Raw genomic sequence first — 25,771 nt, 5'->3', positions numbered from 1 at the left:
TTAAGCAGCTAGAAGATGATTCCTATATTGAATAGGGGTCATCTTTTTTAAATTCCACTGATAGCGGTAATTGTTATAGTAAACCATGTAATGATTAATTTTTGACTTCAATTCCTTCAATGTTCTTGCCGATTTATAATCCACTTCATCCTTAAGGTGGCCAAAGAATGATTCTTGAGGGGCATTATCCCAACAGTTGCCTCTTCGTGACATAGACTGGCCCAGGCCATACTCCTTTAAAAGCTTCTGGTAACGTGGGCTTGTATAGTGGCTTCCCTGATCCGAGTGGATAAAAGCCTCTTCATGGAGAGTAATTTTCTTATTGTTCATCAATTGATGGATCGTCTGGGTGGCGATGTCCAAGGTGATGCGATCAGACACATGGTAAGCCAGGATTTCATTGGTGGAGGCGTCTTTTACGGTCGACAAATAAGCCATACAATTTCCGTTATATGGAAGATAAGTGATATCCGTAAGTAGTACTTTCCCGGGGATTCCCTGCTTGAATTCCCTGTTTAATTTGTTCGGGACAACCTGATGCTCCTTCGTTGCTTTAGCGATCTTTTTATAAGGGTTAGGCTTTCGGTGAGGACAGACGATTCCGTATGTCCTCATGATCCTCTGGATCTTTTTACGGCTGAAGATCATATCAAACTCATTCTCCAATATCATTTTGATAGAGCGTGAACCTTTCTTATATCCCCGCCGGTCAAAGGCCTTTAAGATGATTTCCTTCGCTTCAAGGTCCAATTTCTCCCGTGCTTCCCGGACAGAGGAAGCCTTCAGGTAGCTGTAATATCCCGACCGTGAGACATCCAGAAGGTCACAAAAATACCTGGTCATCCCCTTGAATCCATTCTGTTCAATGGTCTCCTGTATCAATTGGTACGCTTTATTCGGATTGAGATTTTCCCTTGCGTTTAGCAGCCTCCTTTCGGTCAATTCTAGCTTTTTTAACAGCTCCACCTGTCCTTCCAACAGCTCAATTCTGGCCCTTTGCCTTTCAATCACTTCGGACTGTGTAAGCTCACGCTTTAAGGGTCTCCCAGAAGCCGTTTTCCTTGAATCTGTAAGCCCTATCAGGCCATTCTTTTCATAGGCTTTTTTCCATCTATGGGCTGACTGTTCAATTCGTTTTATGCCGATAACGTCCACATCAAAGCCGTTTTCCTCAAAGATCTGACGAGGGAATTTGCCAGCTTGGTATTCATCTATAAATCTATTTTTAAAATCGTCAGTATAGGTAATAGACCTTTCGCTGACACGTTGTACATTTGGATTTTTTTGAAGTATGTTTATCTCTTTAGATGAAAAAGTTATTTTACTCATATTGTCCCCTACCCCCCATATTCTGAAATTCAAGTATATAAAAATACCTGTAGGTTGAACACTCTTTTTTTCGAGTGTCCTACCTACAGGTACCATTTTATAATGTCGCCTCTTTTTCTTTTTGCTTTTTGTGTGATAAAATGAACATGATGATGTAAAAAGAAAGGGATGTACATATATGGAACAAAAAATTGAAAAATTAATTGCATGGCTTCGTGAACGAGTACAAGAAGCTGGAATGAATGGAGCGATCGTCGGTATTAGTGGTGGCATTGATTCTGCGGTCGTTGCCCATTTAATTAAGCGGGCATTTCCTAACAACTCGTTAGGACTAATTATGCCATGTAAAAGCAATCCGAAAGATAAAGAAGATGCATTAAAAGTTGTCCAAAGCTGTGGGATTGATTACCATGTCATTGACTTAACAGAAACGCATCGCGTACTATTTGGCGAAATTGAAAAGCAATTAAAAGAAAAAGGGCAATGGAACGAGCAAGCTGCTCGCCTTGGCGATGCAAATACACGTGCTCGTTTGCGCATGACGACGTTGTATGCTGTGGCGAATAATTACGGTTATCTCGTTGTCGGAACAGATAATGCGGCAGAATGGCATACAGGTTACTTTACTAAATACGGTGATGGTGGCGTCGATTTAGTGCCGCTCGTTCATTTTACGAAAGGCGAAGTGCGCGAAATGGCACGCATTCTCGGTGTACCTGAAGAAATTATTACAAAAGCGCCAAGCGCTGGTCTTTGGGAAGGACAAACAGACGAAAATGAAATGGGTACAACGTATGATATGATTGACAAATATTTAAAAGGCGAGCCGATTCCAGAACGCGACCGCGAAATTATTGAGCGGCTTCATGAACGTTCACACCATAAACGGCAGTTAGCGATCGCTCCGCCAAAATTTTAACAGCAATAAAACCCCTTTTTTTGCATCAAGCTAATGATGTAGGCGCATCGTCTACAAAAGCAAAAAGGGGGTTTTTCCTTTGCGGAAACGAATGATCGCTCTCGGTGCAGTCATTGCGCTCAGTGGATTGGCAGCTTGTAATAACCAAGCGTTTGATACACGTTATACCGATCGTACACGTCCGATCGGATATTACTCAAATGAAAATGATATGACCGGTTTTCAATACGGTCGTTACGGAACAGAGCGTTTAAACGGAAACGTTCGTCCAGTGCGGGATAACGACGGACCGATTACAGAAATGCTTGATCGCGGCATGGATCGAACAACGCGAACACCGCAAGTCGATCGCAATTTTAGTCGTGCTGATCGCAACTATCATGGACATTTAAATGCGATGGATGAACGAACACGCCCATCGTATTACCGCAACTATAACGGGGCGTTAGCTGAAAAAATTGCGAAACGTGCAGCGAACGTTGCGAACGTAAAAGATGCACGTGCCGTTGTCTCAGGAGATCGTGTCGTTGTTGCTATATCGACGACAGAGAAAAATACAACGCGCATAGAGCGTCTCGTTCGGCAAGCCATCGCTCCGTATACAGCGGGAAAAACAGTTCGTGTAGTGGCCAATGAAAGCATGTATAACCGCATCCGCACGCTCGATAACGATATTCGTGATGGTGGTCCGATGGATCAACTAGAGCGTGATATTCGCGACATATTTAACGATATGGGCGATATGATTGAACGTCCGTTTATGAATCGCGGCTAAAGAACAGGGGCTCACCCCTGTTCTTTTTCATTTATTTTTGTTATAGTTTTTATGGACATTTTTCACATATGAGAGGGGATCCAAATGGCAGGACATTCCAAGTGGAAAAATATTCAGCGGCGCAAAAATGCACAAGATGCGAAACGTGGAAAATTGTTTATGAAGCTTGCGAAAGAAATTTACGTGGCGGCAAAAATGGGTGGAGGAGATCCAACGACAAACGCTACGTTGCGACTTGCGATTGAAAAAGCAAAATCAGCGAACATGCCGAATGAAAATATTGAACGTGCAATTAAAAAGGCAACAGGTAACCAAGAACATACACATTACGAAGAAATTCGTTACGAAGGATATGGACCAGGTGGCGTAGCGGTCATGGTCATTTGTTTAACAGATAATAAAAACCGTACTGCCTCAAATGTTCGTGTCGCGTTTTCGAAAAACGGTGGAAACTTAGGAGAAACGGGATGCGTGTCGTATTTATTTGATCGGAAAGGGCTCATTGTCATCGCCCGTGAAGATTTAAACATCGATGAAGATGACATGTTGTTACAAGCAATCGAAGCAGGGGCGGATGAAATGGAGACGACGGAAGATTCGTTTGAAATTTACACGTCTCCTGAACAGTTTGAACAAGTAAAAAATACGTTAGCTGCGCAAGGATTTACGTTTGTGACAGCTGAAATAACGATGATTCCGCAAACGTACACGACATTAACCGGCGACGATTTAACGAAAATGTTAAAGCTTATTGATATGCTTGAAGATGATGACGATGTACAAGAGATTTACCATAATTTAGATGAATCTATGTTAGAATAACGGTCTTGCGATGGCAAGACCGTTTATTTTTAGGAAAAATGGTCAATATATGAATGAGGTGAGAATGATGAATATAATCCTTACACTATGGATGAGTTTATTTTTAACACAACACGCATCTCCTGTACAGATGACAGTCATTTTAGAAACGGTATATATGGATGGGGAAGTTAGTGAGGAAATAAGTGAAGAAACCGTAACGTCGATGAAAGACATTTGGAACAAATATAAAGATTGGCAGCTCATCAATATGGATGACGAACAAATTGTTTTCCAACGTTACGTTGATGACCTTTCGCCATTAACGAAAGCAGGGTATTTCGGTCTTACTGAAGATGGCACACTCTCTATTTTTGAAGGAAAACCGGGCGAATCATCTCGCGTCATTCAATCATTTTTTCAAATTGATGTAAAAAAACTTGAAAGCCATGAACGAGAAAAACTGAAAAAAGGCATTTCCGTTCGTTCGAAAAGAAATTATGAACGCGTCATCGAAGCGTATGAACCGTTTGGAAAATAAGTCCGCGCATAACAGCGGGCTTTTTTCATATCGTTTCCCTATGCCTTGCGCTTTCCGCTTTTCTCATCTTATGCTAAAATGAGAGGCGTGAGAAAAGGAGGACGGGGTTTTGATTGAATTTATTCGTGGCTATGTTGATTACGTTTGTCCGGAATATATCGTCGTTGAACATAACGGAGTAGGGTATCAAATTTTTACCCCAAATCCGTTTTCATTTCAAATGAATAAACAAAAGCAAATCGTTGTATATACATATCAATACGTACGAGAAGATGTCCTCGCCCTTTATGGATTTCATACGCGCCAAGAGCGAGCGTTATTTGCTAAATTATTACAAGTGTCAGGCATCGGACCAAAAGGAGCGCTAGCTATTTTAGCTGCTGGTCAATTGGAACAGCTTGTTGAAGCGATCGAAGCGGAGGATGATAAGTTTTTATGTAAGTTTCCAGGAGTAGGAAAGAAAACAGCACGACAAATGATTTTAGATTTAAAAGGAAAATTGCAAGCTGTTGTCCCAGACGCTTTTCCGAATTTATTTACTGAGCCGATGGAAGAAACGAACGCGCTTTCTGAAGCACTTGAAGCGTTAAAGGCGCTCGGCTATGCTGAAAAAGAAATTCAAAAAGTCGTGCCTATATTAAAACAAGAGCGATTATCGACAGAAGGATATATTAAGCTCGCTTTACAAAAACTATTGAAATGAGGGAGGATGTATGATGGAGGAGCGTCTCATTTCAAGCGCGGCCGATTACGACGATGCCTCGCTTGAATACAGTCTTCGCCCAAAGCAGTTGCGAGAATATATCGGGCAACAAAAAGTAAAGGAAAACTTAACTGTATTTATTGAAGCGGCGAAAATGCGTGGGGAGACGCTTGATCACGTATTGTTGTATGGGCCACCGGGGCTTGGAAAAACGACGCTTGCTGCTATTATCGCCAACGAGATGGGGGTTCAATTGCGCACGACAGCTGGACCAGCGATTGAACGTCCGGGGGATTTGGCAGCAATTTTAACAACGCTAGAACCGGGTGATGTCCTATTCATTGATGAAATACATCGCTTGCCACGAGCAGTGGAAGAAGTGTTGTATCCGGCAATGGAAGACTTTTGTTTAGATATCGTCATCGGCAAAGGACCGGCTGCACGTTCTGTCCGCCTCGATTTGCCGCCATTTACGCTCGTAGGAGCAACAACAAGATCCGGAGCACTCTCTGCCCCGCTTCGCGACCGTTTCGGTGTATTAAGCCGTTTAGAATATTATACCCCTGAAGAGCTCGCTCATATTGTGAAGCGAACCGCCCACATTTTTGCTGTCGAAATCGAAGAAGAAGCAGCGTTTGAAATTGCGCGTCGTTCGCGTGGCACACCGCGCATCGCCAACCGATTGTTGCGCCGCGTGCGCGATTTTGCTCAAGTGCGCGGGAATGGGACGATTACGTTTATTTTAGCGAATGAAGCGCTAGAACAATTACAAGTCGACCGTTTAGGGTTAGATCATCTAGATCATAAACTATTAAAAAGCATGATGGAAAAATTCCGTGGTGGACCAGTTGGATTAGAGACGATTGCTGCAACGATCGGTGAAGAAGCGCAAACGATTGAAGATGTATATGAACCGTATTTGTTGCAAATCGGCTTTTTACAGCGAACACCGCGCGGACGAATCGTTACCCCGCTTGCGTACAACCATTTCGGTTTGGAGGTGCCGCGATGATGAATGTGCCAAAAACAATTATGCTTCTTGGTGTCGTTCTTATCGTTGTCGGTTTTTTGATGCAATTTATTAAACTTGGTCGTTTACCGGGAGATATTGTTATTAAAAAAGAAAATGCCACTTTTTATTTTCCGATTATGACGTCAATCATTTTAAGTGTCGTTTTATCGCTTATTTTTTATATGATTGGTCGTTTTCGTTAATGAAATAAAGAAAGGGATGTGGACATGAAAGTAGATTTATTTGATTTTTATTTACCAGAAGAGCTCATTGCGCAAACCCCATTGCCTAATCGAGAAGCATCACGCTTAATGGTACTTCATAAGCAAACAGGGGAAGTGACTCATGAACCAACGTTTCGTTCCATTTTATCGTACTTGAAAGAAGGGGACTGCCTCGTTTTAAACGATACGCGCGTACTGCCAGCCCGATTGTATGGGGAGAAAGAAGGGACGGGGGCGCACATTGAAGTACTTTTATTAAAACAGCTTGATGGCGATCGATGGGAAACGCTTGTTAAGCCTGCTAAACGCGTGAAAATAGGAACGACGATTTCATTCGGTGATGGGCGTTTACGCGCAGAATGTGTAGCTGAGCTAGAGCACGGTGGGCGCATTCTTTCGTTTTCATATGATGGCATTTTTCTTGAAGTGCTTGAGTCGCTTGGGGAGATGCCGCTTCCTCCATACATTAAAGCACAGCTCGATGACCGAGAACGATATCAAACCGTCTATGCCCGCGAAGCTGGCTCAGCCGCTGCACCGACAGCTGGGTTACATTTTACACAACAACTTCTTGAGGATGTGCAAAAAAAAGGAGTGCATCTTGCCTTTATTACGTTGCATGTCGGTTTAGGTACGTTTCGCCCTGTGAACGTAGAACATATTGAAGAACATGATATGCATGCCGAGTTTTATCAAATGACAGAGGAAACAGCGAACTTGCTAAACGATGTCAAAGCAAAAGGAGGGCGCATTATTGCTGTCGGGACGACATCGACACGCACGCTTGAGACGATCGCATCTCGTCACGATGGCACATTTGTCGCTGAAAGCGGTTGGACAGATATTTTTATTTATCCTGGCTATACGTTTCGCGCCATTGATGGAATGATTACAAATTTCCATTTGCCAAAGTCCACGCTCATTATGCTCGTGAGCGCGCTAGCTGGTCGGGAGAATGTATTGCGCGCTTATGAAGAAGCAGTCAAAGAGCGTTACCGATTTTTTAGCTTCGGCGATGCCATGCTTATTATATAAGTGGAGAAAGGGGACTATACGTGACACCAATTCGTTACGAACTCATTAAAACATGTAAACAAACGGGGGCGCGTCTCGGTATTCTTCATACGCCGCACGGGTCTTTTGAAACACCAATGTTTATGCCTGTCGGTACACTTGCGACAGTAAAGACGCTTTCGCCTGAAGAATTAAAAGAAATGGGAGCGGGCGTCATTTTAAGCAACACATATCATTTATGGCTCCGTCCAGGACATGACATCGTCAAAGAAGCGGGTGGCCTTCATTCATTTATGAATTGGGATCGCGGCATTTTAACGGATTCTGGCGGATTCCAAGTGTTTAGTTTAAGCGAATTTCGTCGTATTGAAGAAGAAGGCGTATATTTCCGAAACCATTTAAATGGAGATAAATTATTTTTATCGCCAGAAAAAGCGATGGAAATTCAAAATGCGCTCGGGTCTGATATTATGATGGCGTTTGATGAATGTCCACCATATCCTGCGACGTATGAGTATATGAAGCAATCTGTCGAGCGGACAAGCCGATGGGCAGAGCGATGCTTAAAAGCACATCAGCGACCAAATGAGCAAGGCTTATTTGGCATCGTGCAAGGCGGAGAGTTTGAAGATTTGCGCAAACAAAGTGCGCAAGATTTAGTGTCGCTCGATTTTCCAGGATATGCAGTCGGCGGCTTGTCTGTTGGCGAGCCGAAAGAAGTGATGAATCGCGTATTAGAATTTACAACGCCGTTATTGCCAGCGAATAAACCGCGTTATTTAATGGGTGTCGGTTCACCAGACTCGCTCATTGACGGAGCGATTCGTGGCATTGACATGTTTGACTGTGTATTGCCGACGCGCATCGGTCGCAACGGAACGGTGATGACAAGCCAAGGTCGCGTTGTCATTAAAAATGCAAAATATGCGCGCGATTTTTCACCGCTTGATCCGAACTGTGACTGTTATACGTGCCGAAATTACACGCGCGCGTACATTCGCCATTTAATTAAATGCGATGAAACGTTTGGTATTCGCCTAACATCTTACCATAACGTCTACTTTTTGATAAAATTAATGGAGCAAGTTCGACAAGCCATTCGCGAAGATCGTCTTGGTGATTTCCGCGAGCAGTTTTTTGAACAATACGGCTTTTATGCGCCGGATGCAAAAAACTTTTAGAAAGGGGTGAAAAGATGGAAACGTTAGCAAGTTTACTACCGCTTATTTTATTCTTTGCGATTTTTTACTTTTTGCTTATTCGCCCGCAACAAAAACGTCAAAAAGCTGTTCAACAAATGCAGGCGAACTTGCAAAAAGGAGATAAAGTCATTACGATTGGCGGATTGCACGGCATTATTGATTCACTTGATGAAAATACGGTCGTCATTCGCACGGGTGACGGTTCGCGCCTTACATACGACCGTGCGGCCGTTCGTGAAGTCGTGAATGAAAAATAAGACAGGTTGCTGCCTGTCTTATTTTTATGCGCTTCGTGAACGAGATGTGGCAACATTGACACCAATCATTCCACCGATCATGGCAGTAATGAGAAAACCAACGTGGTATCCCCACTGTTCAATCGAAAACGTTCGGTCCATTCCGAGAAATTGAAATAAAAAAATGAGTGTTGTAAAGATAATCCCCGTTGCCCCACCAAGCATCCAACCGCGCTCTTTCCCTTTTCCCCCTGCAATAAACCCACCGAAAAATAATGATAAAAATGCAAAACCGTGCATGACCCATTGCAATGACGTTTCATCATAACTTGTCAACTTCAATAAAAGGGCAAATATAAAACTGCATATGATGGCGCTTATAAAAATTGTTATGACCCCATGCAAAATGGCGCGAATCATCCTTATCCCTCCTTACTACATTTAGTACAAACATATTCCATCGTCCATTTGTTTAGAATAAAAACGTAGAACAAACGAGGGGGAATAAAGGTGGAGTACGTTACAATTATTTTGCGAACGTTACTGTTGTACGGAGTTATTTTATTTATTTTTCGCATGATGGGGAAAAGGGAAATTGGAGAGTTAAGCATTTTAGACTTAGTTGTTTTTATTATGATTGGGGAAATGGCAGTTATTGCGATTGAGCAACCGGAAGATCCGATTTTCCATACGCTCGTTCCGATGATTGTGCTAACGATCGCCCAAATTGCCTTTGCCTTTTTTTCTTTAAAAAGCGAAACGTTTCGACGTCTCGTTGATGGGTCGCCGACCGTTATTATTAACAATGGGAAAATTGATGAAAAGGCGATGCGGAAACAACGATACAATTTTGATGATTTGCTTATTCAATTGCGTGAAAAAAATATTAAAAACATTGCGGACGTTGAATTTGCCATTTTAGAGCCGTCTGGCAAACTGTCTGTATTTGAAAAAGAAAAAGGAAAAAAGAAAACACCGTCTTTAGCCTTGCCTCTTATTAAAGACGGTGTCATTCAAGAAGAGCATTTAACATTGATCGATCAAACGCCCACATGGTTAATCAAGCAACTAAAAAAGCGCGGATATGAACGAATTGAAAATATTTCTTATTGTACATATGAAAATGGAACGTTCTATATTGATGAAAAAGATGAATGATTAACGAAACAATTGGCGAAATTCATCTTTTTCAATTAAGCGAAACGACTGCGCGAGAACGAGATAGATGAACGTCATGATGACGATGACAACAATCGTTTTCACAAGCAAGGAAAACGGCAAAATCGGAACGAGCATATGGCCAATTGCTGCAACGGAAACGATAACGACGAAATGAGCGACATATTGTTTCACATATAAAGTAAGCGAAATCGCTTTAACGATTGTAGCGGCGTGTAATAACGTGACAATCATGATGCCGACCGTAATGGCTAGCGCCGCTCCCATAATGCCGAGCGACGGTTGTGAAGCGAGCCAAAAAATAAGTGCTGTTTTTACGACGGCACCGATTAGGCTATTTGTCATCGCTTCTTTTGCTAGATCAAGCGCTTGCAATACAGCTTGCAACGGCCCTTGCAAGTAGTAAAAGATAAAAAACGGCGCCATAACTTTAACAAAGATTGCTGCTTGATTAGCTCCATACATCAAATACATCATTTCTTCTGCTAATACGTACAACACGACAATGGACAATCCCCCAGCGAAAAGCGATAACCGTACAGCTTGATGTAACCGATATTCAATTAAACGATGCTGCTTTTGGGCGGCGGCTTCGCTAATTGCTGGGACGAGCGAAGTGGCGAGCGCGTATGTAATAAACGATGGAAGCATTAAAAGGGGCAGTGCGTATCCAGTCAGCTCCCCATATTGTTTTGTCGCATGGGTTGCCGTAATGCCAGCGAGCGCTAAACTTTGTGCGACGACGATTGGTTCAAAAAACCATGCGATCGATCCAATCATCCGGCTTCCGAGAGTTGGAACGGCGATGCGCATCAGCGAAATAAACGTATCTTTCCCTTGTTTGACGTATGCAAAAAAACGGTAGCGAATGCGAATCGGCTTTTTTTGTTTAAACGTAATAAACAAATAAATAAGAGATACAAACTCGCCAACGACGGCAGAAATCATCGCTCCCGCTGCGGCATATTCGATACCATACGGTAAAAAAGCGGTTGTAAAAGCAGCGATGAGCGTAATGCGTACCGCCTGTTCAAGCAATTGAGAATACGCATACGGTTTCATTTGTTGTCTCCCTTGAAAATAACCACGTAAAACGGAAGACAGAGCGACAATTGGAACGACTGGCGCAATCGCAACAAGCGGATAATATACGCGCGCATCCGTAAATAACGTTTTAGAAAGAATCGGTGCAATGGCTAATAAAGCTGGGAAAAAGATGAAACTTAAAATCGTAGTAATAGACAAAGATACGACTAATATTTTTTTCACTTTTCTTTTATCGCCTACCGCTTCCGCTTCAGCGACGAGCTTTGAGATGGCGACAGGGAGGCCGAACTGCGTAATTGTAATCGCTAATACGAGCGTCGGCACAGCCATCATATATAAACCTACCCCTTCTTCACCGATGAGACGAGCAACGACGATACGATTAATAAAGCCGAGTATGCGCGTCAACAATCCAGCAACAATTAAAATCATCGTCCCTTTCAAAAATTTGGACATGTTCCTCCCTACCTTCTCAAATGAGGTCATCTTTTATACAATGAAATATATGCACATGTTGGCCAAGCATGACAAAATGGGGGAGACGAATATGGATCGCGAACAATTAATGCCAGCGTTACAAAGTAAAGTAGATGAGTTGAAGTTGCTCGGTTATGAACAAGCGACGATTGAAGACGTATGGAATTGTTTAATGATGAAAAAATGGAAAAAAAACAAAGAAGAAAAGCGGTTATTTGAGCTCGTGAACGACGTCTTATCATTGCGGGCAAGTGACTATATGGCGTATATTGTCACAAAGGAACAAAAGCACGATCGATGGTTTACGGAAGAAGGGCTTTCGGAGTTAGAACAATTGTTTTAATTGTTCGTTTGGAAATTGACAGAAAGTGTACTGTCATTCATAATTTGTTTTGTTGGTAAAAATTCTGGCAGCAGCCAGAATAGAGGAGGATTTTTATGGTAAAACGTAGTCGCATCATTGCTTTTTTCCTTCTTGTCGTTTTACTAGGCGGCATGATGGGAACGACAGCAGAGAAAATTGTCAAAAATATTAAACTCGGCTTAGACTTGCAAGGTGGTTTTGAAATTTTATACGAAGTGAAGCCGACAAAAGAAGGAGAAAAAATTACAAAAGATGTATTGCTTAGCACGGTAAGCGCATTAAATAAACGCATTAACGTGCTTGGTGTAAGCGAACCGCGCATTGATGTAGAAGGAAATGATCGCATTCGCGTTCAGCTAGCAGGGGTAAAAGATCAAAATAAAGCGCGCGAAATTTTATCTACAGAGGCGAAATTAACGTTTCGCGACGTACATGATAACGTATTGATGGATGGAAGCGACCTCGTTGAAGGAGGCGCAAAACAAACGTTTGATGATAAAGGAAAGCCAAGCGTTGCGATTCAATTAAAAGATGCGAACAAGTTTAAAGAAGTGACACAAAAAGTGTTGAGCATGGCACCAAATAATGTGCTCGTCATTTGGCTTGATTTTGAAGAAGGTGTTGACTCATACGCGAAAGAAGTAGGAAAAGAGCATCCAAAATTTATTTCGGCAGCTCAAGTCAATGAAGTGTTCAATCAGACGGACGTTTCTATCGTTGGAAACTTTACCGTTGAAGAAGCGAAACAATTAGCCGACTTGTTGAATGCGGGAGCGCTCCCTGTGGAATTAAAAGAAATTTATTCCACATCGGTAGGTGCACAGTTTGGAGAACAAGCACTGCAAAAAACGATTTTTGCTGGAATCATTGGAATTGCGCTCGTCTTTTTATTTATGCTCGTTTTTTATCGCTTGCCTGGGATTGTTGCAGTCGTTACATTAAGCGTATATATTTACCTTATTTTGCTCGTCTTTGATTGGATGAACGGCGTGCTAACGCTACCGGGAATTGCTGCACTCATTCTTGGGGTTGGGATGGCAGTTGACGCAAATATTATTACATACGAGCGAATAAAAGATGAGTTAAAGCTCGGAAAATCGCTTATGTCAGCGTACCGTATCGGAAATCGCGGTTCTTTTGGCACGATTTTAGATGCGAATATTACAACGATCATTGCTGGCGTTGTCTTGTTTGTATACGGGACGAGCTCTGTTAAAGGATTTGCAACGATGCTCATCATTAGCATTTTAGCGAGTTTTATTACAGCGGTATATGGTACGCGTCTTTTGCTCGGTTTGCTTGTGAAAAGTCGCTTATTCGATAAAAAACCGCATTATTTTGGCGTCAATCCGAAAGATATATTAGATATTGCGAAAGTAACAGATGATACAGACGTTCCAACAAAGTTTGCACGTCTCGATTTTGTTAAACGAAGCAAGCTATTTTTCACTATTTCTGGAGCGATGGTTGTTATTGGACTCGCGTTACTGCTGACCGCTAAATTAAATTTAGGCATTGATTTTTCAAGCGGAACGCGCGTGGATTTAATGAGTGAAAAGCCGCTCACAACAGAAGAAGTGAAGCAAGAATTAAATGAATTACGTCTTAAGCCGAAAGATGTCGTCTTATCAGGCAATAACAACGAGATGGCGATTGTACGTTTTCTCGGCGTACTTGACCAAAAAGAAATTTCACAGTTGAAGTCGCATTTTAAAGAAAAATATGGCATTGAACCAAACGTAAGCACGGTATCGCCAACGGTCGGAAAAGAGCTAGCGCGCAATGCGTTTATTTCTGTACTCATTGCGTCAATCGGGATCATTATTTACGTCACCGTTCGCTTTGAAATGTATATGGCGATTGCCGCTATTGTGGCGCTATTACACGATGCGTTTTTCATTATCGCTTTCTTTAGTTTGACGCGCTTAGAAGTCGACTTAACGTTTATTGCTGCTGTATTAACAATCGTCGGTTATTCGATTAATGATACAATCGTCACGTTTGACCGCATTCGTTATTTAATGAAAAAGCGGACAGTAAAAACGGTCGATGATTTAAAAGATGTCGTCAACAAAGCATTACAACAAACATTTGGTCGCTCTGTAAATACGGTATTAACCGTTGTGTTTACTGTTGTCGCACTTTTATTGTTCGGTAGTGAAGCGATTCGCAATTTCTCATTTGCGTTGCTTGCTGGCTTAATTTCCGGCACATATTCTTCGCTCTTTATCGCAGCACAATTATGGCTCATTTGGAAATCGAAACAATTGAAAAAAGGAAAGCAAAAACGCGAACAGTGGGAAGCAGAACCAGAAGTATAAACGTCGTGGCGCATGCCGCGACGTTTTTTCATGAAGTGAATAGGATACACTAAAAAAAACAAAAGAGAAAGGAAGCGAATGGGGTGAATGAACAAACACGCTTTCGACAAGCTCAATTTGCTGCCATGGTTGGTGTTGTCGGCAACATTGTTTTAGCAGGGATAAAAGGGTGGATCGGAATGATCGCAAACAGTAAGGCACTTATTGCCGATGCGGTACATTCTGCTTCTGACGTGGCAGGATCATTTGCCGTATGGATTGGATTGCGTGCGGCGAAACAGCCGCCGGATGACGATCATCCGTATGGACACGGGAAAGCGGAATCGATTGCTGCCATTATTGTCGCAGTTTTGCTTTTTCTCGTCGGAATCGAAATTGGAACATCTTCTTTTTCTTCATTTTTTCATCCGATTGAACCGCCCAAAATGATAGCTGTATATGCTGTTATTTTATCGATCGTTGTGAAAGAAGCGATGTTTCGTTACAAGTATGCGTTAGGGAAAAAAATTAAAAGCGATGCCATTATCGTGAATGCGTATGAACATCGTTCAGACGTTTTTTCATCGCTTGCAGCTCTCATCGGTATCGTCGCAGCGATCGTTGGACAAAAAACGAACATCGATTGGCTTATTTACGCTGACCCTGTTGCTGGATTGTTTGTTTCACTTCTCGTCTTAAAAATGGCGTGGAAGTTAGGGGCGGAATCGATTCATCATGCGCTTGATCACGTATGGCATGAAGAAGAGACAGTGAACTTGCGCGAAGCGGTTTTGTCATTTTCCGAAGTGAAACGCATTGACTCACTTTATGCTCGTCAACATGGACATTATGTTGTTGTCGATTTAAAAATTGCTGTGTCACCACATTTAACGGTTTTAGAGGCGCATGATATCGGAAAAAAAGTGAAAGAAAAGTTATTGTCGTTTCCGCAAGTGCATAATGTGATGGTGCATATTAATCCATACGATGAACAATAAATTGCCCCTTAGCCTATTGTTTTGTATAATAAAAAGGTTGAGGGGTGAATGACATGTTAGCATCGAAAACCCGCTGGAACATGAAACAAGTAAACGAACAACAAGTGCAAATGATTGCGCAAGCGTTACATATAGCTCCGCTCGTTGCTACATTGCTCGTCAGCCGCGGCTACGATACCGTTGAAGCCGCTCGTTCTTTTTTTGAGCAAAAGCAATCGTTTCACTCGCCATTTTTGTTAAACGATATGGAAAAAGCGGTTGAGCGAATAGAGAAAGCGATTACAAAAGGTGAACATATTCTCGTTTTTGGCGATTATGATGCCGACGGAGTAAGTAGTACAGTCGTGATGGTGAGTGCGTTACGAGAAAAAGGAGCGAATGTATCCTTCTACATTCCAAACCGCTTTTTAGAAGGATACGGTCCGAACGAACAAGCATTTCGGCTTGCGAAAGAACAAGGTGTTTCACTAATTATTACAGTCGATACAGGCATTTCCGCTTTGCATGAAGCAACCGTAGCAAAACAGCTTGGCATCGATTTAATTATTACCGATCATCACGAACCAGGTCCTGTGCTGCCTGAAGCGTATGCGACGATCCATCCGAAAATTAGTCCAAATTATCCGTTTAAACATTTAGCCGGCGTCGGTGTAGCATTTAAACTCGCTCATGCGCTTATCGGGCGCGTGCCGTATGAATGGCTGGACGTCGTCGCAATTGGAACGATTGCTGATCTCGTTCCACTTCAAGATGAAAACCATTTACTTGCTCGGTTAGGCATTGAACAATTTCGACAAACGAACCGTCTCGGCTTACAGGCGCTTTGTAAACAATGTGGCGTATCTCATACGGCGGTGACAGAAGATACGATTGCGTTTATGATCGGTCCACGCATTAATGCGGCCGGACGTCTCGATTGTGCTGATCCTGCTGTGCAGTTATTGTTGACGACGGATGCGCATGAAGCGGACATGCTCGCTGAACAAATTGATATGATGAATCGCGAGCGTCAACAACTCGTAAACGACATAACAGAAGAAGCGATTCAACTCGTTGAACAACATTATGCGGACGACCGTGTGTTAGTTGTAGCGAAAGAAGGATGGAATGTTGGCGTCATTGGCATTGTTGCTTCGCGATTAGTGGAACGATTTTACCGTCCGACGATCGTTTTAAGTATTGATCAAGAAAAGGGAATCGCGAAAGGATCAGCGCGCAGCATTGAGGGATTTGATTTATTTGCCAATTTGTCAAACTGCCGCGACATTTTACCTCATTTTGGTGGGCATCCGATGGCTGCAGGGATGACGCTTTCTTTACATGATGTAGATGAATTACGTCACCGTCTAAACGAGGCAGCGATGCAACAGCTAACTCCTGAACATTTCGTGCCTGTTACGCATGTCGATGTATGCTGTTCCATCTCGGACGTTTCCATCGAATTAATTGAGCAAATGAATCGGCTTGCACCGTTTGGGATGGGCAATCCGAAACCGCGTGTGCTTCTCGAACATGTGCAGCTTGATACGTTACGAAAAATTGGAACAGACCAAAACCACTTGAAATTGTTGTTAGTTGAAGATGGAAAGACGTTAGAGGCGATCGGATTTGGTTTTGGACATATTGGCGATGAAATTGCACCGAACGCCCATCTTTCGGTCGTAGGTGAGTTATCCATTAACGAATGGAATAACTTTCGTAAACCGCAATTAATGATTCAAGATATAGCTGTGAATGAGTGGCAATTGTTTGATGTTCGTCATATTCGTCATCCAAGCAAGTTCATTGCATCGCTTCCGAAAGAAAAGCGATTATTTATTGCTTTTCATCCTGACACAGCAGATGCGTTGCAATTGTCGGCATACGCGAATGAAATTGTCTATGTGCAAAACGAACAAGCAGCGACAGTTGATGTGACTGGAAAATATGTCGTTCTTCTTGATTTACCGCCATCACAGCAAATCGTTAAAGTTTTATTAAGTTGTAGTTTACCTGAACGCATTTATGCGTTATTCTATCAAAGGGAGAGTCACTTCTTTAGCGTGTTGCCAACGCGTGAACATTTTAAGTGGCTATATTCCTTTTTGCATAAGCGTAGCCCGTTTGATGTGCGGCGTTACGCTGACGATTTAGCTCGCTCGCGCGGATGGACGAAAGAAACGATTTTGTTTATGATTCAAGTGTTCAGAGAGCTTGGTTTCATTACAGTCGAAAACGGGATCGTTTCTTTAGCTCGTGATGTACAAAAGCGGGATTTAACGGAATCGCCGTCTTATCGTTTGAAACAAGCGCAGGCAGAGCTTGAACATATGTTTTTATATTCATCTTATTCCCAACTGAAACGTTGGTTTGATTCATTGTATGAGGAGGAAAAAGTCAATGGATTTAAAACAATACGTCACGATTGTTCCTGATTTTCCAAAACCAGGTATTCAATTTAAAGATATTACAACGATTATGGATAAAGGGGAAGTATATAAATACGCGACAGATCAAATTGTTCATTACGCACGTGAAAAGAAAATTGATGTCGTCGTTGGCCCAGAAGCACGTGGATTTATTATCGGCTGCCCAGTTGCTTACGCGCTTGGTGTCGGGTTTGTTCCTGTTCGGAAAGAAGGGAAATTGCCTCGCGAAGTCATTCGTGTGGAATATGGCTTAGAGTACGGCAAGGACGTATTAACGATGCATAAAGATGCGATTAAGCCAGGGCAACGCGTTCTCATTACAGACGATTTATTAGCGACAGGTGGAACGATTGAAGCGACGATTAAGCTCGTTGAACAACTTGGCGGCGTTGTCGCAGGTATCGCATTTTTAATTGAATTAACGTACTTAGAAGGTCGCGAGAAGTTAAAAGGATACGATATTTTAACGTTAATGCAATTTTAAGAAAGGAGGGGCAAAACGCTCCTCTTTTTCGCATCGTTGCTCTTTACATTTAAAAAATTTTTCATGATAATATTGTCAATACGTTTAAAATAAAAGGTGATTGCATGGCAAATGAACAAGTATTAACGGCGGAACAAGTCATTGAAAAGGCGAGCCGTTATTTGTCGGAAAACGACGTACAGTTTATCGAACGAGCATATGAGTTTGCGAAAGAAGCGCATCGCGAGCAATATCGGAAATCTGGAGAACCGTACATTATTCATCCGATTCAAGTGGCGGGTATTTTAGTCGATTTAGAAATGGATCCTGCAACGATTGCGGCGGGATTTTTACATGATGTTGTGGAAGATACACCTGTGACGAAGGAAGATTTAGAAAAAGAGTTTGGCAAAGAAGTAGCGATGCTCGTTGATGGCGTGACGAAGCTTGGAAAAATTAAATATAAATCACATGAAGAACAGCAAGCGGAAAACCATCGAAAAATGTTTTTAGCAATGGCGCAAGATATACGAGTCATTTTAATTAAGTTAGCAGACCGCTTGCACAATATGCGCACGTTAAAACATTTGCCGTTAGAAAAACAACGTCGCATCGCGAATGAGACGCTTGAAATTTTCGCACCGCTTGCGCATCGTCTCGGAATTTCAAAAATTAAATGGGAGCTCGAAGATACAGCGCTTCGATATTTAAATCCGCAACAATATTATCGAATTGTCAACTTAATGAAAAAGAAGCGTGCAGAACGTGAGCAATATTTAGAAGAAGTGATTCGAGAAATGCGCGAACGGTTAAACGAAGTGGGCATTCAAGCTGAAATTTCTGGACGTCCGAAACATATTTATAGCATTTATCGAAAAATGGTTTTGCAAAATAAACAGTTTAACGAAATTTACGATTTGCTTGCTGTGCGCATTATCGTTGAAAGCATTAAAGACTGTTATGCGGTTCTTGGCATTATCCATACATGTTGGAAGCCGATGCCTGGGCGCTTTAAAGATTATATTGCCATGCCGAAGCCGAATATGTATCAATCGCTTCATACGACGGTTGTCGGCCCAAAAGGCGAGCCGCTTGAAGTGCAAATTCGGACGTTTGACATGCATCATATCGCTGAATTTGGAATTGCTGCTCATTGGGCATACAAAGAAGGAAAGACGATTCGCCCAAATACGTTTGAAGAAAAACTATCATGGTTTCGTGAAATTGTCGAATGGCAAAATGAAACGAACAACGCGGAAGAATTTGTAGAGACGTTAAAGATGGATTTATTTTCTGACATGGTGTTCGTTTTTACACCAAAAGGGGACGTTATTGAACTTCCAGCCGGTTCGGTGCCAATTGATTTTGCATATCGCATTCATTCAGAAATCGGAAACAAAACGATCGGTGCAAAAGTAAACGGAAAAATGGTGCCGCTCGATCATCCGCTTCAAACGGGAGATATTGTTGAAATTTTAACGTCTAACCATTCATATGGTCCGAGTCAAGACTGGTTAAAAATTGCGCAAACGTCGCATGCAAAAAATAAAATTCGACAATTTTTCAAAAAACAACGCCGCGAAGAAAATGTTGAAAAAGGAAAAGAGCTCGTTGAAAAAGAAATTCGCAACATGGGCTTTGATGTAAAAGAAGTGCTTACTGCAGAAAATACGAAACGTGTTGCGGAAAAATTTAATTTTGCCAGCGAAGAAGACATGTATGCCGCTGTTGGCTATAACGGCATTACCGCTGCGCAAGTGGCGCACCGTTTAACAGAAAAGTGGCGCAAACAACGCGACTTAGAAGAGCAAGCGAAACGCCTGTCGGACATGCTACAAGAAGCAAAAACGATTGCACCGATGAAAAAGCGCGATTTTGGCGTATGCGTCGAAGGGGTGGACAATTTACTCATTCGTTTGTCGCGCTGTTGCAATCCGGTTCCGGGCGATGAAATTATCGGTTTTATTACAAAAGGGCGTGGCGTTTCCGTACATCGTGCCAATTGCCCGAACGTACTTGCGGAAGAAGCAAAAGAGCGGCTTATTCCTGTTCAATGGGAGAGCAGTGCAAATTGTCAACGAGAATATACAGTCGATATCGAAATTACTGGTTACGATCGGCGCGGCTTGCTTAATGAAGTATTACAAGCTGTAAATGAAACGAAAACGAATATTTCGGCTGTATCTGGAAGAACAGATCATCGAAATAAAATGGCGACGATTCATATGACGATTTTTATTCATAACGTAAGCCATTTACAAAAAGTTGTTGAGCGTATTAAACAAATTCCAGATATTTATTCAGTAAGACGGATTATGAACTAGAAAGGGTTGTCGGAATGAGAGTTGTCGTTCAGCGTGCAAAAGATGCAAAAGTGACCGTAGCGGGCGAAGTCGTTGGAGAAATTGATTTTGGGCTTGTGTTGCTAGTTGGCATTACTCATGATGATACAGAGGAAGATGCGGCCTTTGTTGCAGACAAAATTGCTCATTTGCGCATATTTGAAGATGAGCATGGGAAAATGAACGTGTCGCTCTTAGATGTTGGAGGATCGATTTTATCTATTTCACAATTTACGCTGTACGGGGACTGTCGGAAAGGGAGAAGACCGAACTTTATGGATGCGGCAAAACCGGAACATGCGAAACAGATGTATGAAGCGTTGAATGAACAACTACGTCAAAAAGGGATTCGCGTAGAAACAGGCGTATTCGGGGCGATGATGGATGTGACGTTAACGAACGTCGGACCGGTGACGCTTATCGTGGAAAGCAAATAAAAACCGCGCTCGCATATGGACGAGCTCGGTTTTTTTATCCTCGTGCTAAATGTTTTTTCAGTTTTTGTACGTCACGAAGAGTGAGTCCAAATTCAGAAGCGAGTTCAAACGATGTGAGCTCGTTTTCTTTTTGAATAAATGAGTGAAAATCAACGTGCATAAGCGGGGATTGTGAATGGATAAACTCTCCTTTTTCGCTATGGCGCATAACAAACCTCCTTTCGTGTCGAAGTCGTTCGTATTATTCCCAATTTTTCTATCTTTTCATTCAAAGAAGGATTTTTTTTTATTGACGAAGAAATAAGGTAGCGACTATTGACAACATAGGAGGATGGACAGCATGAAAAAAACGTTTATCGCGTCATTGTTCATTTGTTGTTGTTTGTTGCTGATCGTTCAAACAGCATCAGCAGCAATGAACGTGCGCATCGTTGTTGACCGATTAAACGTACGAACAGGTCCGGGATTAACGTTTACCGTACAAGAAAAAGTCGCAAAAGGAAAGCAATATCCAGTCGTCCAAAAGCGAGGGGAATGGCTACAAATTCGACTTGCTTCGAATCGAACCGGCTGGGTGCATGGGCAATATGTTCAAATTCAAAAAGAGACAACTGAAACGAAAAAACAAATTCAACAATTTGTCGTCTGTCAAGTGGATGGTTTGCGCCTTCGCAAAGGCCCGGGGACAAATTTTGCGGTCATTGGGTATGTGAATCGAAATGAGAAAGGGATGGCAACGATCGCCCAAGGTGAATGGATGTACGTGCGTTGGGATGGAAAAGAAGGTTGGGTGCATCAATCATATGTCGCCAATGTCGAGCAAAGTGAACAAAATAATGAACAACCTACATATGTCCAAATGTTATACGACAATACAAACATTCGCTCTGCTCCCTCTACGCAATCGCCTGTTATTATGAAAGCGAAGCGAGGCGATCAGTTTTCGATCATTCGTAAAGAAGGGCAATGGTATGTTATTCAAGTTGATGCGCAAACAATTGGATATGTAGCAGAATGGGTCGTTCAAGTAAGCAAACAACCATCCCCTTCCGAACCTCAAACGATCGTAGGAAAAACGATTGTCATTGATGCCGGTCATGGCGGCAAAGATTACGGTACAACAGGTGTAAACGGAACGATCGAAAAAATGTTAACGTTGCAAACCGCATTGTTGTTAAGTGAAAAACTAAAACAAATGGGCGCTCACGTCATTTTAACGCGTGAAAATGATCGGTTTTTATCGTTAAGTGAGCGAGTGCAAATAGCGGGAAAAAATAAAGCAGATGCGTTTGTTAGCATTCATTACGATAGCGCGTTAAACCGTACCGCCAGCGGTTTAACGATATATTACTATAAGCCAATCGACCGTTCGCTTGCAGATGCGCTTTTTAACCCGCTCAGCCAATTAACAGGCATTCAGCAACGAGGGGTTCGTGTCGGAAACTACCATGTGTTGCGTGAAAATAGTCGTCCTTCTGTGTTGCTTGAGCTCGGCTATTTAAGCAATCCGAACGAAGAGACGTTCATTGTGTCACCAACGTATCAACAAGCGGCGACAGAAGCGATTTGTAACGGATTAGTCCGCTACTTCGGAAAATAACGGTCATCTTGACAAATGGTTTGTTCGTACGTAATATAAAAAGAAAATTCAACATCTCGCCGATGATGGAGAAAAGTAGTTAAGAGTACACATGGCCAGAGAGGAAATGCCGTAGGCTGGAAGCATTTCTCCATGATGACTTAACGAACGAACACTCCGTAGGTTTCTCTTTGAACGCGCGATCGTTAGTAGGAGAGAACGCTTTCCGGGCGTTATCGGATAAAAGTGGAAGCATGCGCTTCAACTAGGGTGGCACCACGGGAATTCGTCTCTCGTCCCTAATTTATTAGGGGTGGGAGATTTTTATTTGCACAAAAACTAAAGGAGGGAAATATATGTCATTTCAAATTCCGCGCGGGACGCAAGATATATTGCCAGAACAAGCAGCGAAATGGCAGTATATTGAACAAATGGCGCGCGAGCTTTGTCGTCGTTACAATTACCAAGAAATTCGCACCCCTATTTTTGAACATACGGAACTATTTTTACGCGGTGTCGGCGATACGACCGACATTGTTCAAAAAGAAATGTATACATTTGAAGATCGTGGCGGTCGTAGTTTAACGCTTCGTCCAGAAGGAACAGCAGCGGTCGTCCGTTCATTTGTTGAAAATAAAATGTACGGATATCCAAATCAGCCGGTAAAACTTTATTACATGGGTCCGATGTTCCGCTATGAACGTCCGCAAGCAGGGCGTTTTCGCCAGTTTGTTCAATTTGGTGTCGAAGCGCTCGGAAGCAACGATCCAGCGATTGATGCCGAAGTCATTGCTTTAGCGATGGATATATATCGCACGCTCGGATTGAAAAAGTTGAAACTTGTCATCAATAGTTTAGGGGATATTGAAAGTAGAAAGGCGCATAGACAAGCGCTGATCGATCATTTCCAACATCGCATTCACGAATTTTGCGATGATTGCCAAGCGCGATTACATAAAAACCCGATGCGCATTTTAGACTGTAAAAAAGATCGTGATCACGAGTTGATGCGCACGGCTCCGTCTATTCTTGATTACTTAAATGAACAGTCGCGCACATATTTTGAAAAAGTTCAAATGTATTTACAAAAGCTCGGTATCGCGTTTGAAGTCGATCCGCGGCTTGTGCGCGGTTTAGATTATTACAATCATACGGCGTTTGAAATTATGAGTGAGGCAGAAGGATTTGGCGCGATTACGACATTATGCGGAGGCGGACGTTATAACGGCCTCGTTCAAGAAATTGGCGGACCTGAAACGCCAGGTATCGGATTTGCTTTAAGCATTGAGCGCTTGCTTGCAGCATTAGAAGCAGAAAGTATTTCGCTACCAATTTCTGAAGGAATCGACTGTTACGTTGTTGCGTTAGGAGAACAAGCGAAAGAAGAGGCGGTTGCTCTCGTTGCTGCCCTTCGTCAAGAAGGCATCGCGGCAGAAAAAGATTATCAAGATCGAAAAGTAAAAGCACAGCTGAAAGCAGCTGATCGTTTACAGGCGACATACGTTGCTATTTTAGGTGAAGATGAACTCGAAAAAGGCGTCATTAACGTTAAACATATGGCGACAGGAGAACAGCAAGAAGTATCGCTTCATACATTTATTTCACATATGAAAAACGTATTGCAATAGGAGGGGAAATCATGTTTGGAAGGACGCATTATTGTGGAGAAGTAACGGATCAAGCGATTGGGCAAACGGTTCGTTTAAAAGGATGGGTTCAAAAACGTCGTGATTTAGGGGGACTTATTTTTATTGATTTGCGCGATCGAACAGGTATCGTTCAAATTGTATTTAGTCCAGATGTATCGAAAGAAGCGTTACAAGTAGCGGAAACGATTCGTAGCGAGTACGTGTTAGACGTAGAAGGAAAAGTCGTTCAACGCGAAGAAGGACAAGTCAATCCGAATTTACCGACAGGAACAGTCGAAGTGCATGCGACGCACGTAACGATTTTAAGTGAAGCGAAAACACCGCCGTTTCCGATTTCTGATAAAACGGACGTATCTGAAGATGTTCGGTTAAAATATCGTTATTTAGATTTACGTCGCCCTGTGATGTTTCAAACGTTTCAATTGCGTCATCAAGTGACGAAAGCCATTCGCGACTTTTTAGATGAAGAAGGCTTTTTAGAAGTAGAAACGCCAATTTTAACGAAGAGCACGCCAGAAGGGGCGCGCGATTATTTAGTGCCGAGCCGCGTGCATCCTGGAGAATTTTATGCGTTGCCACAATCACCTCAAATTTTTAAACAATTATTAATGGTCGCCGGTTTTGAACGGTATTATCAAATCGCTCGTTGTTTCCGCGATGAAGATTTACGTGCCGATCGCCAACCGGAATTTACACAAGTCGATATTGAAACGTCGTTTATGAGTCAAGACGATATTTTAGCGATGGTTGAACGGATGATGGCACGCGTCATGAAAATGGCAAAAGGGATTGACATCCATATTCCATTCCCGCGCATGTCATATGACGAAGCGATCGCACGCTTCGGTTCGGACAAGCCAGACACGCGTTTTGGGCTTGAGCTTGTCGATTTATCTGAGCAAGTGAAAAATTGTGGCTTTAAAGTGTTCGCTAGCGCAGTGCAAAACGGTGGACAAGTGAAAGCGATCAACGTGAAAGGGGCGGCGGATAAATATTCGCGCAAAGATATTGATGCGTTAACGGAATATGTGGCTCGCTACGGGGCAAAAGGATTAGCATGGTTGAAAGTCGAAAACGATGGACTAAAAGGGCCAATTGCGAAGTTTTTTAACGAAGATGAGCAAAAACAAATGATGCAAACGCTTGAAGCGGAAGTCGGCGATTTGTTGTTATTTGTAGCGGATAAAAAATCCGTCGTTGCCGATTCGCTTGGCGCGTTGCGTTTAAAATTAGGAAAAGATTTAAAATTAATTGACGAATCATCGTTCCATTTCTTATGGATTACAGACTGGCCGCTTTTTGAATACGATGAAGAAGAAGGACGTTATTATGCAGCGCACCATCCGTTTACAATGCCTGTGCGCGAAGATGTGCCAAAATTTGAAACAGATCCAGCAAGCGTGCGTGCACAAGCATACGATCTTGTGTTAAACGGGTATGAGTTAGGTGGAGGATCGCTTCGTATTTTTGAACGCGACATACAAGAAAAAATGTTTAAAGCGCTTGGCTTTACTGAAGAACAAGCACGCGAACAATTTGGATTTTTGCTTGAGGCGTTTGAATACGGCACTCCTCCGCATGGCGGTATCGCGCTCGGATTAGACCGACTTGTTATGTTGCTTGCGGGCCGTTCCAACTTACGCGATACGATTGCCTTTCCGAAAACAGCAAGCGCAAGCTGCTTGTTAACAGAAGCGCCGAGCGCAGTAAGCGAAGCGCAATTAGACGAATTGCATTTGCTCGTGAAGGACGTTCAAAAAGTAGACTAAATT

At 42.5% G+C, this 25,771-nt stretch carries 25 protein-coding genes and 1 other annotated feature; of the genes, 21 read left to right on the top strand and 4 right to left on the bottom strand.

The features are described from left to right. Nucleotides 1-1,329: an IS3 family transposase gene (locus tag AFK25_RS10845; RefSeq protein WP_035067880.1), complete on the bottom strand. Its 1,329-nt coding sequence runs from the start codon at nt 1,327-1,329 to the stop codon at nt 1-3. Between the two features lie 178 nt (nt 1,330-1,507). Here AFK25_RS10845 and nadE point away from each other — a divergent pair, with 178 nt between their 5' ends. The 10 genes from nadE to yajC all read left to right on the top strand — a co-directional run bounded on the left by nadE (nt 1,508) and on the right by yajC (nt 8,777). After that, nucleotides 1,508-2,248, top strand: coding sequence for an NAD(+) synthase (nadE, locus tag AFK25_RS10840; RefSeq protein WP_009361716.1), 741 nt, complete (start codon nt 1,508-1,510; stop codon nt 2,246-2,248). Between the two features lie 79 nt (nt 2,249-2,327). After that, a complete protein-coding gene (locus AFK25_RS10835) occupies nt 2,328-3,023 on the top strand; it encodes a YhcN/YlaJ family sporulation lipoprotein (protein WP_009361715.1) in 696 nt (231 codons plus the stop codon). A gap of 84 nt (nt 3,024-3,107) precedes the next feature. After that, on the top strand, nt 3,108-3,845 hold the full coding sequence (locus AFK25_RS10830) for a YebC/PmpR family DNA-binding transcriptional regulator (RefSeq protein WP_035067200.1): 738 nt from the start codon (nt 3,108-3,110) through the stop codon (nt 3,843-3,845). Nucleotides 3,846-3,909: 64 nt separating this feature from the next. Beyond that, nucleotides 3,910-4,365 (top strand): intercompartmental signaling factor BofC, encoded by a 456-nt coding sequence (locus tag AFK25_RS10825; protein WP_035067197.1) that lies wholly within the window; start codon nt 3,910-3,912, stop codon nt 4,363-4,365. Nucleotides 4,366-4,474: 109 nt separating this feature from the next. Then, nucleotides 4,475-5,068, top strand: coding sequence for a Holliday junction branch migration protein RuvA (gene ruvA / locus AFK25_RS10820; RefSeq protein ID WP_009361712.1), 594 nt, complete (start codon nt 4,475-4,477; stop codon nt 5,066-5,068). A gap of 13 nt (nt 5,069-5,081) precedes the next feature. After that, on the top strand, nt 5,082-6,080 hold the full coding sequence (ruvB, locus tag AFK25_RS10815; RefSeq protein WP_021093895.1) for a Holliday junction branch migration DNA helicase RuvB: 999 nt from the start codon (nt 5,082-5,084) through the stop codon (nt 6,078-6,080). Then, entirely contained in the window at nt 6,077-6,283 is a 207-nt protein-coding gene (locus tag AFK25_RS10810; protein WP_081957759.1) for a DUF2905 domain-containing protein, read from the top strand. Before ruvB ends, AFK25_RS10810 begins: the two co-directional genes overlap by 4 nt. 24 nt (nt 6,284-6,307) lie before the next feature. Further along, nucleotides 6,308-7,339 (top strand): tRNA preQ1(34) S-adenosylmethionine ribosyltransferase-isomerase QueA, encoded by a 1,032-nt coding sequence (gene queA, locus AFK25_RS10805; protein ID WP_035067194.1) that lies wholly within the window; start codon nt 6,308-6,310, stop codon nt 7,337-7,339. A gap of 20 nt (nt 7,340-7,359) precedes the next feature. After that, nucleotides 7,360-8,499, top strand: coding sequence for a tRNA guanosine(34) transglycosylase Tgt (gene tgt / locus AFK25_RS10800; RefSeq protein WP_009361708.1), 1,140 nt, complete (start codon nt 7,360-7,362; stop codon nt 8,497-8,499). Between the two features lie 14 nt (nt 8,500-8,513). Next, on the top strand, nt 8,514-8,777 hold the full coding sequence (yajC, locus tag AFK25_RS10795) for a preprotein translocase subunit YajC (protein ID WP_035067193.1): 264 nt from the start codon (nt 8,514-8,516) through the stop codon (nt 8,775-8,777). A 24-nt stretch (nt 8,778-8,801) separates the two neighbouring features. On the opposite strand, the gene AFK25_RS10790 is transcribed toward yajC, so the two are convergent. Beyond that, entirely contained in the window at nt 8,802-9,176 is a 375-nt protein-coding gene (locus tag AFK25_RS10790; RefSeq protein WP_026011522.1) for a TIGR04086 family membrane protein, read from the bottom strand. Between the two features lie 84 nt (nt 9,177-9,260). Here AFK25_RS10790 and AFK25_RS10785 point away from each other — a divergent pair, with 84 nt between their 5' ends. Then, nucleotides 9,261-9,914, top strand: coding sequence for a DUF421 domain-containing protein (locus AFK25_RS10785; RefSeq protein ID WP_420806292.1), 654 nt, complete (start codon nt 9,261-9,263; stop codon nt 9,912-9,914). On the opposite strand, the gene spoVB is transcribed toward AFK25_RS10785, so the two are convergent. Beyond that, nucleotides 9,915-11,438: a stage V sporulation protein B gene (gene spoVB / locus AFK25_RS10780; protein WP_035067190.1), complete on the bottom strand. Its 1,524-nt coding sequence runs from the start codon at nt 11,436-11,438 to the stop codon at nt 9,915-9,917. Between the two features lie 91 nt (nt 11,439-11,529). Between spoVB and AFK25_RS10775 the strand changes: the two genes are divergently transcribed. From AFK25_RS10775 to dtd, 7 genes are all read left to right on the top strand, one after another. After that, complete coding sequence (locus tag AFK25_RS10775; protein WP_035067187.1) at nt 11,530-11,802, top strand: post-transcriptional regulator; 273 nt, start codon at nt 11,530-11,532, stop codon at nt 11,800-11,802. Nucleotides 11,803-11,897: 95 nt separating this feature from the next. Further along, a complete protein-coding gene (secDF, locus tag AFK25_RS10770) occupies nt 11,898-14,144 on the top strand; it encodes a protein translocase subunit SecDF (RefSeq protein WP_009361702.1) in 2,247 nt (748 codons plus the stop codon). 83 nt (nt 14,145-14,227) lie between these two features. Then, nucleotides 14,228-15,121 carry a cation diffusion facilitator family transporter gene (locus tag AFK25_RS10765; RefSeq protein WP_009361701.1) on the top strand — a complete coding sequence of 298 codons (894 nt, stop codon included), beginning with the start codon at nt 14,228-14,230 and terminating at the stop codon, nt 15,119-15,121. A 53-nt stretch (nt 15,122-15,174) separates the two neighbouring features. Then, a complete protein-coding gene (recJ, locus tag AFK25_RS10760; protein ID WP_035067184.1) occupies nt 15,175-17,535 on the top strand; it encodes a single-stranded-DNA-specific exonuclease RecJ in 2,361 nt (786 codons plus the stop codon). Next, nucleotides 17,501-18,013 (top strand): adenine phosphoribosyltransferase, encoded by a 513-nt coding sequence (locus AFK25_RS10755; protein WP_009361699.1) that lies wholly within the window; start codon nt 17,501-17,503, stop codon nt 18,011-18,013. Before recJ ends, AFK25_RS10755 begins: the two co-directional genes overlap by 35 nt. Nucleotides 18,014-18,117: 104 nt before the next feature. Continuing rightward, nucleotides 18,118-20,316, top strand: a complete 2,199-nt coding sequence (locus tag AFK25_RS10750; protein ID WP_035067181.1) for a RelA/SpoT family protein — start codon at nt 18,118-18,120, stop codon at nt 20,314-20,316. A 14-nt stretch (nt 20,317-20,330) separates the two neighbouring features. Then, a complete protein-coding gene (gene dtd, locus AFK25_RS10745; protein ID WP_009361697.1) occupies nt 20,331-20,771 on the top strand; it encodes a D-aminoacyl-tRNA deacylase in 441 nt (146 codons plus the stop codon). A gap of 34 nt (nt 20,772-20,805) precedes the next feature. Here dtd and AFK25_RS15130 read toward each other — a convergent pair whose 3' ends face one another. Next, a complete protein-coding gene (locus tag AFK25_RS15130; RefSeq protein WP_009361696.1) occupies nt 20,806-20,979 on the bottom strand; it encodes a hypothetical protein in 174 nt (57 codons plus the stop codon). Between the two features lie 132 nt (nt 20,980-21,111). Between AFK25_RS15130 and AFK25_RS10735 the strand changes: the two genes are divergently transcribed. From AFK25_RS10735 to aspS, 3 genes are all read left to right on the top strand, one after another. Further along, the gene (locus AFK25_RS10735) at nt 21,112-22,371 is read left to right on the top strand and encodes an N-acetylmuramoyl-L-alanine amidase family protein (RefSeq protein WP_035067178.1); all 1,260 of its coding nucleotides are present in this window, start codon (nt 21,112-21,114) and stop codon (nt 22,369-22,371) included. A gap of 53 nt (nt 22,372-22,424) precedes the next feature. Next, nucleotides 22,425-22,654, top strand: a binding site (T-box leader). A 52-nt stretch (nt 22,655-22,706) separates the two neighbouring features. Further along, nucleotides 22,707-23,978: a histidine--tRNA ligase gene (gene hisS / locus AFK25_RS10730; protein ID WP_035067176.1), complete on the top strand. Its 1,272-nt coding sequence runs from the start codon at nt 22,707-22,709 to the stop codon at nt 23,976-23,978. An 11-nt stretch (nt 23,979-23,989) separates the two neighbouring features. Continuing rightward, on the top strand, nt 23,990-25,768 hold the full coding sequence (gene aspS, locus AFK25_RS10725; RefSeq protein ID WP_035067172.1) for an aspartate--tRNA ligase: 1,779 nt from the start codon (nt 23,990-23,992) through the stop codon (nt 25,766-25,768). The last annotated feature ends 3 nt before the right edge of the window (nt 25,769-25,771 follow it).

It is taken from the genome of Anoxybacillus gonensis, from assembly GCF_001187595.1.
Lineage (GTDB): Bacteria > Bacillota > Bacilli > Bacillales > Anoxybacillaceae > Anoxybacillus > Anoxybacillus gonensis.
Note: the sequence above shows the minus strand (reverse complement) of the source record. Positions and strands in the feature narration are given on the sequence as shown.

Excerpts from the sequence above, each read along its gene's own strand:
- dtd (WP_009361697.1), top strand. The coding sequence starts at position 20,331 with ATGAGAGTTGTCGTTCAGCGTGCAAAAGATGCAAAAGTGACCGTAGCG.
- AFK25_RS10845 (WP_035067880.1), bottom strand. The coding sequence starts at position 1,329 with ATGAGTAAAATAACTTTTTCATCTAAAGAGATAAACATACTTCAAAAA.
- queA (WP_035067194.1), top strand. The coding sequence starts at position 6,308 with ATGAAAGTAGATTTATTTGATTTTTATTTACCAGAAGAGCTCATTGCG.
- spoVB (WP_035067190.1), bottom strand. The coding sequence starts at position 11,438 with ATGTCCAAATTTTTGAAAGGGACGATGATTTTAATTGTTGCTGGATTG.
- aspS (WP_035067172.1), top strand. The coding sequence starts at position 23,990 with ATGTTTGGAAGGACGCATTATTGTGGAGAAGTAACGGATCAAGCGATT.
- AFK25_RS10755 (WP_009361699.1), top strand. The coding sequence starts at position 17,501 with ATGGATTTAAAACAATACGTCACGATTGTTCCTGATTTTCCAAAACCA.
- yajC (WP_035067193.1), top strand. The coding sequence starts at position 8,514 with ATGGAAACGTTAGCAAGTTTACTACCGCTTATTTTATTCTTTGCGATT.
- ruvB (WP_021093895.1), top strand. The coding sequence starts at position 5,082 with ATGGAGGAGCGTCTCATTTCAAGCGCGGCCGATTACGACGATGCCTCG.
- nadE (WP_009361716.1), top strand. The coding sequence starts at position 1,508 with ATGGAACAAAAAATTGAAAAATTAATTGCATGGCTTCGTGAACGAGTA.
- hisS (WP_035067176.1), top strand. The coding sequence starts at position 22,707 with ATGTCATTTCAAATTCCGCGCGGGACGCAAGATATATTGCCAGAACAA.
- AFK25_RS10750 (WP_035067181.1), top strand. The coding sequence starts at position 18,118 with ATGGCAAATGAACAAGTATTAACGGCGGAACAAGTCATTGAAAAGGCG.
- AFK25_RS10775 (WP_035067187.1), top strand. The coding sequence starts at position 11,530 with ATGGATCGCGAACAATTAATGCCAGCGTTACAAAGTAAAGTAGATGAG.
- recJ (WP_035067184.1), top strand. The coding sequence starts at position 15,175 with ATGTTAGCATCGAAAACCCGCTGGAACATGAAACAAGTAAACGAACAA.
- AFK25_RS10825 (WP_035067197.1), top strand. The coding sequence starts at position 3,910 with ATGATGAATATAATCCTTACACTATGGATGAGTTTATTTTTAACACAA.
- AFK25_RS10830 (WP_035067200.1), top strand. The coding sequence starts at position 3,108 with ATGGCAGGACATTCCAAGTGGAAAAATATTCAGCGGCGCAAAAATGCA.
- AFK25_RS10735 (WP_035067178.1), top strand. The coding sequence starts at position 21,112 with ATGAAAAAAACGTTTATCGCGTCATTGTTCATTTGTTGTTGTTTGTTG.
- AFK25_RS10810 (WP_081957759.1), top strand. The coding sequence starts at position 6,077 with ATGATGAATGTGCCAAAAACAATTATGCTTCTTGGTGTCGTTCTTATC.
- AFK25_RS10790 (WP_026011522.1), bottom strand. The coding sequence starts at position 9,176 with ATGATTCGCGCCATTTTGCATGGGGTCATAACAATTTTTATAAGCGCC.
- secDF (WP_009361702.1), top strand. The coding sequence starts at position 11,898 with ATGGTAAAACGTAGTCGCATCATTGCTTTTTTCCTTCTTGTCGTTTTA.
- AFK25_RS15130 (WP_009361696.1), bottom strand. The coding sequence starts at position 20,979 with ATGCGCCATAGCGAAAAAGGAGAGTTTATCCATTCACAATCCCCGCTT.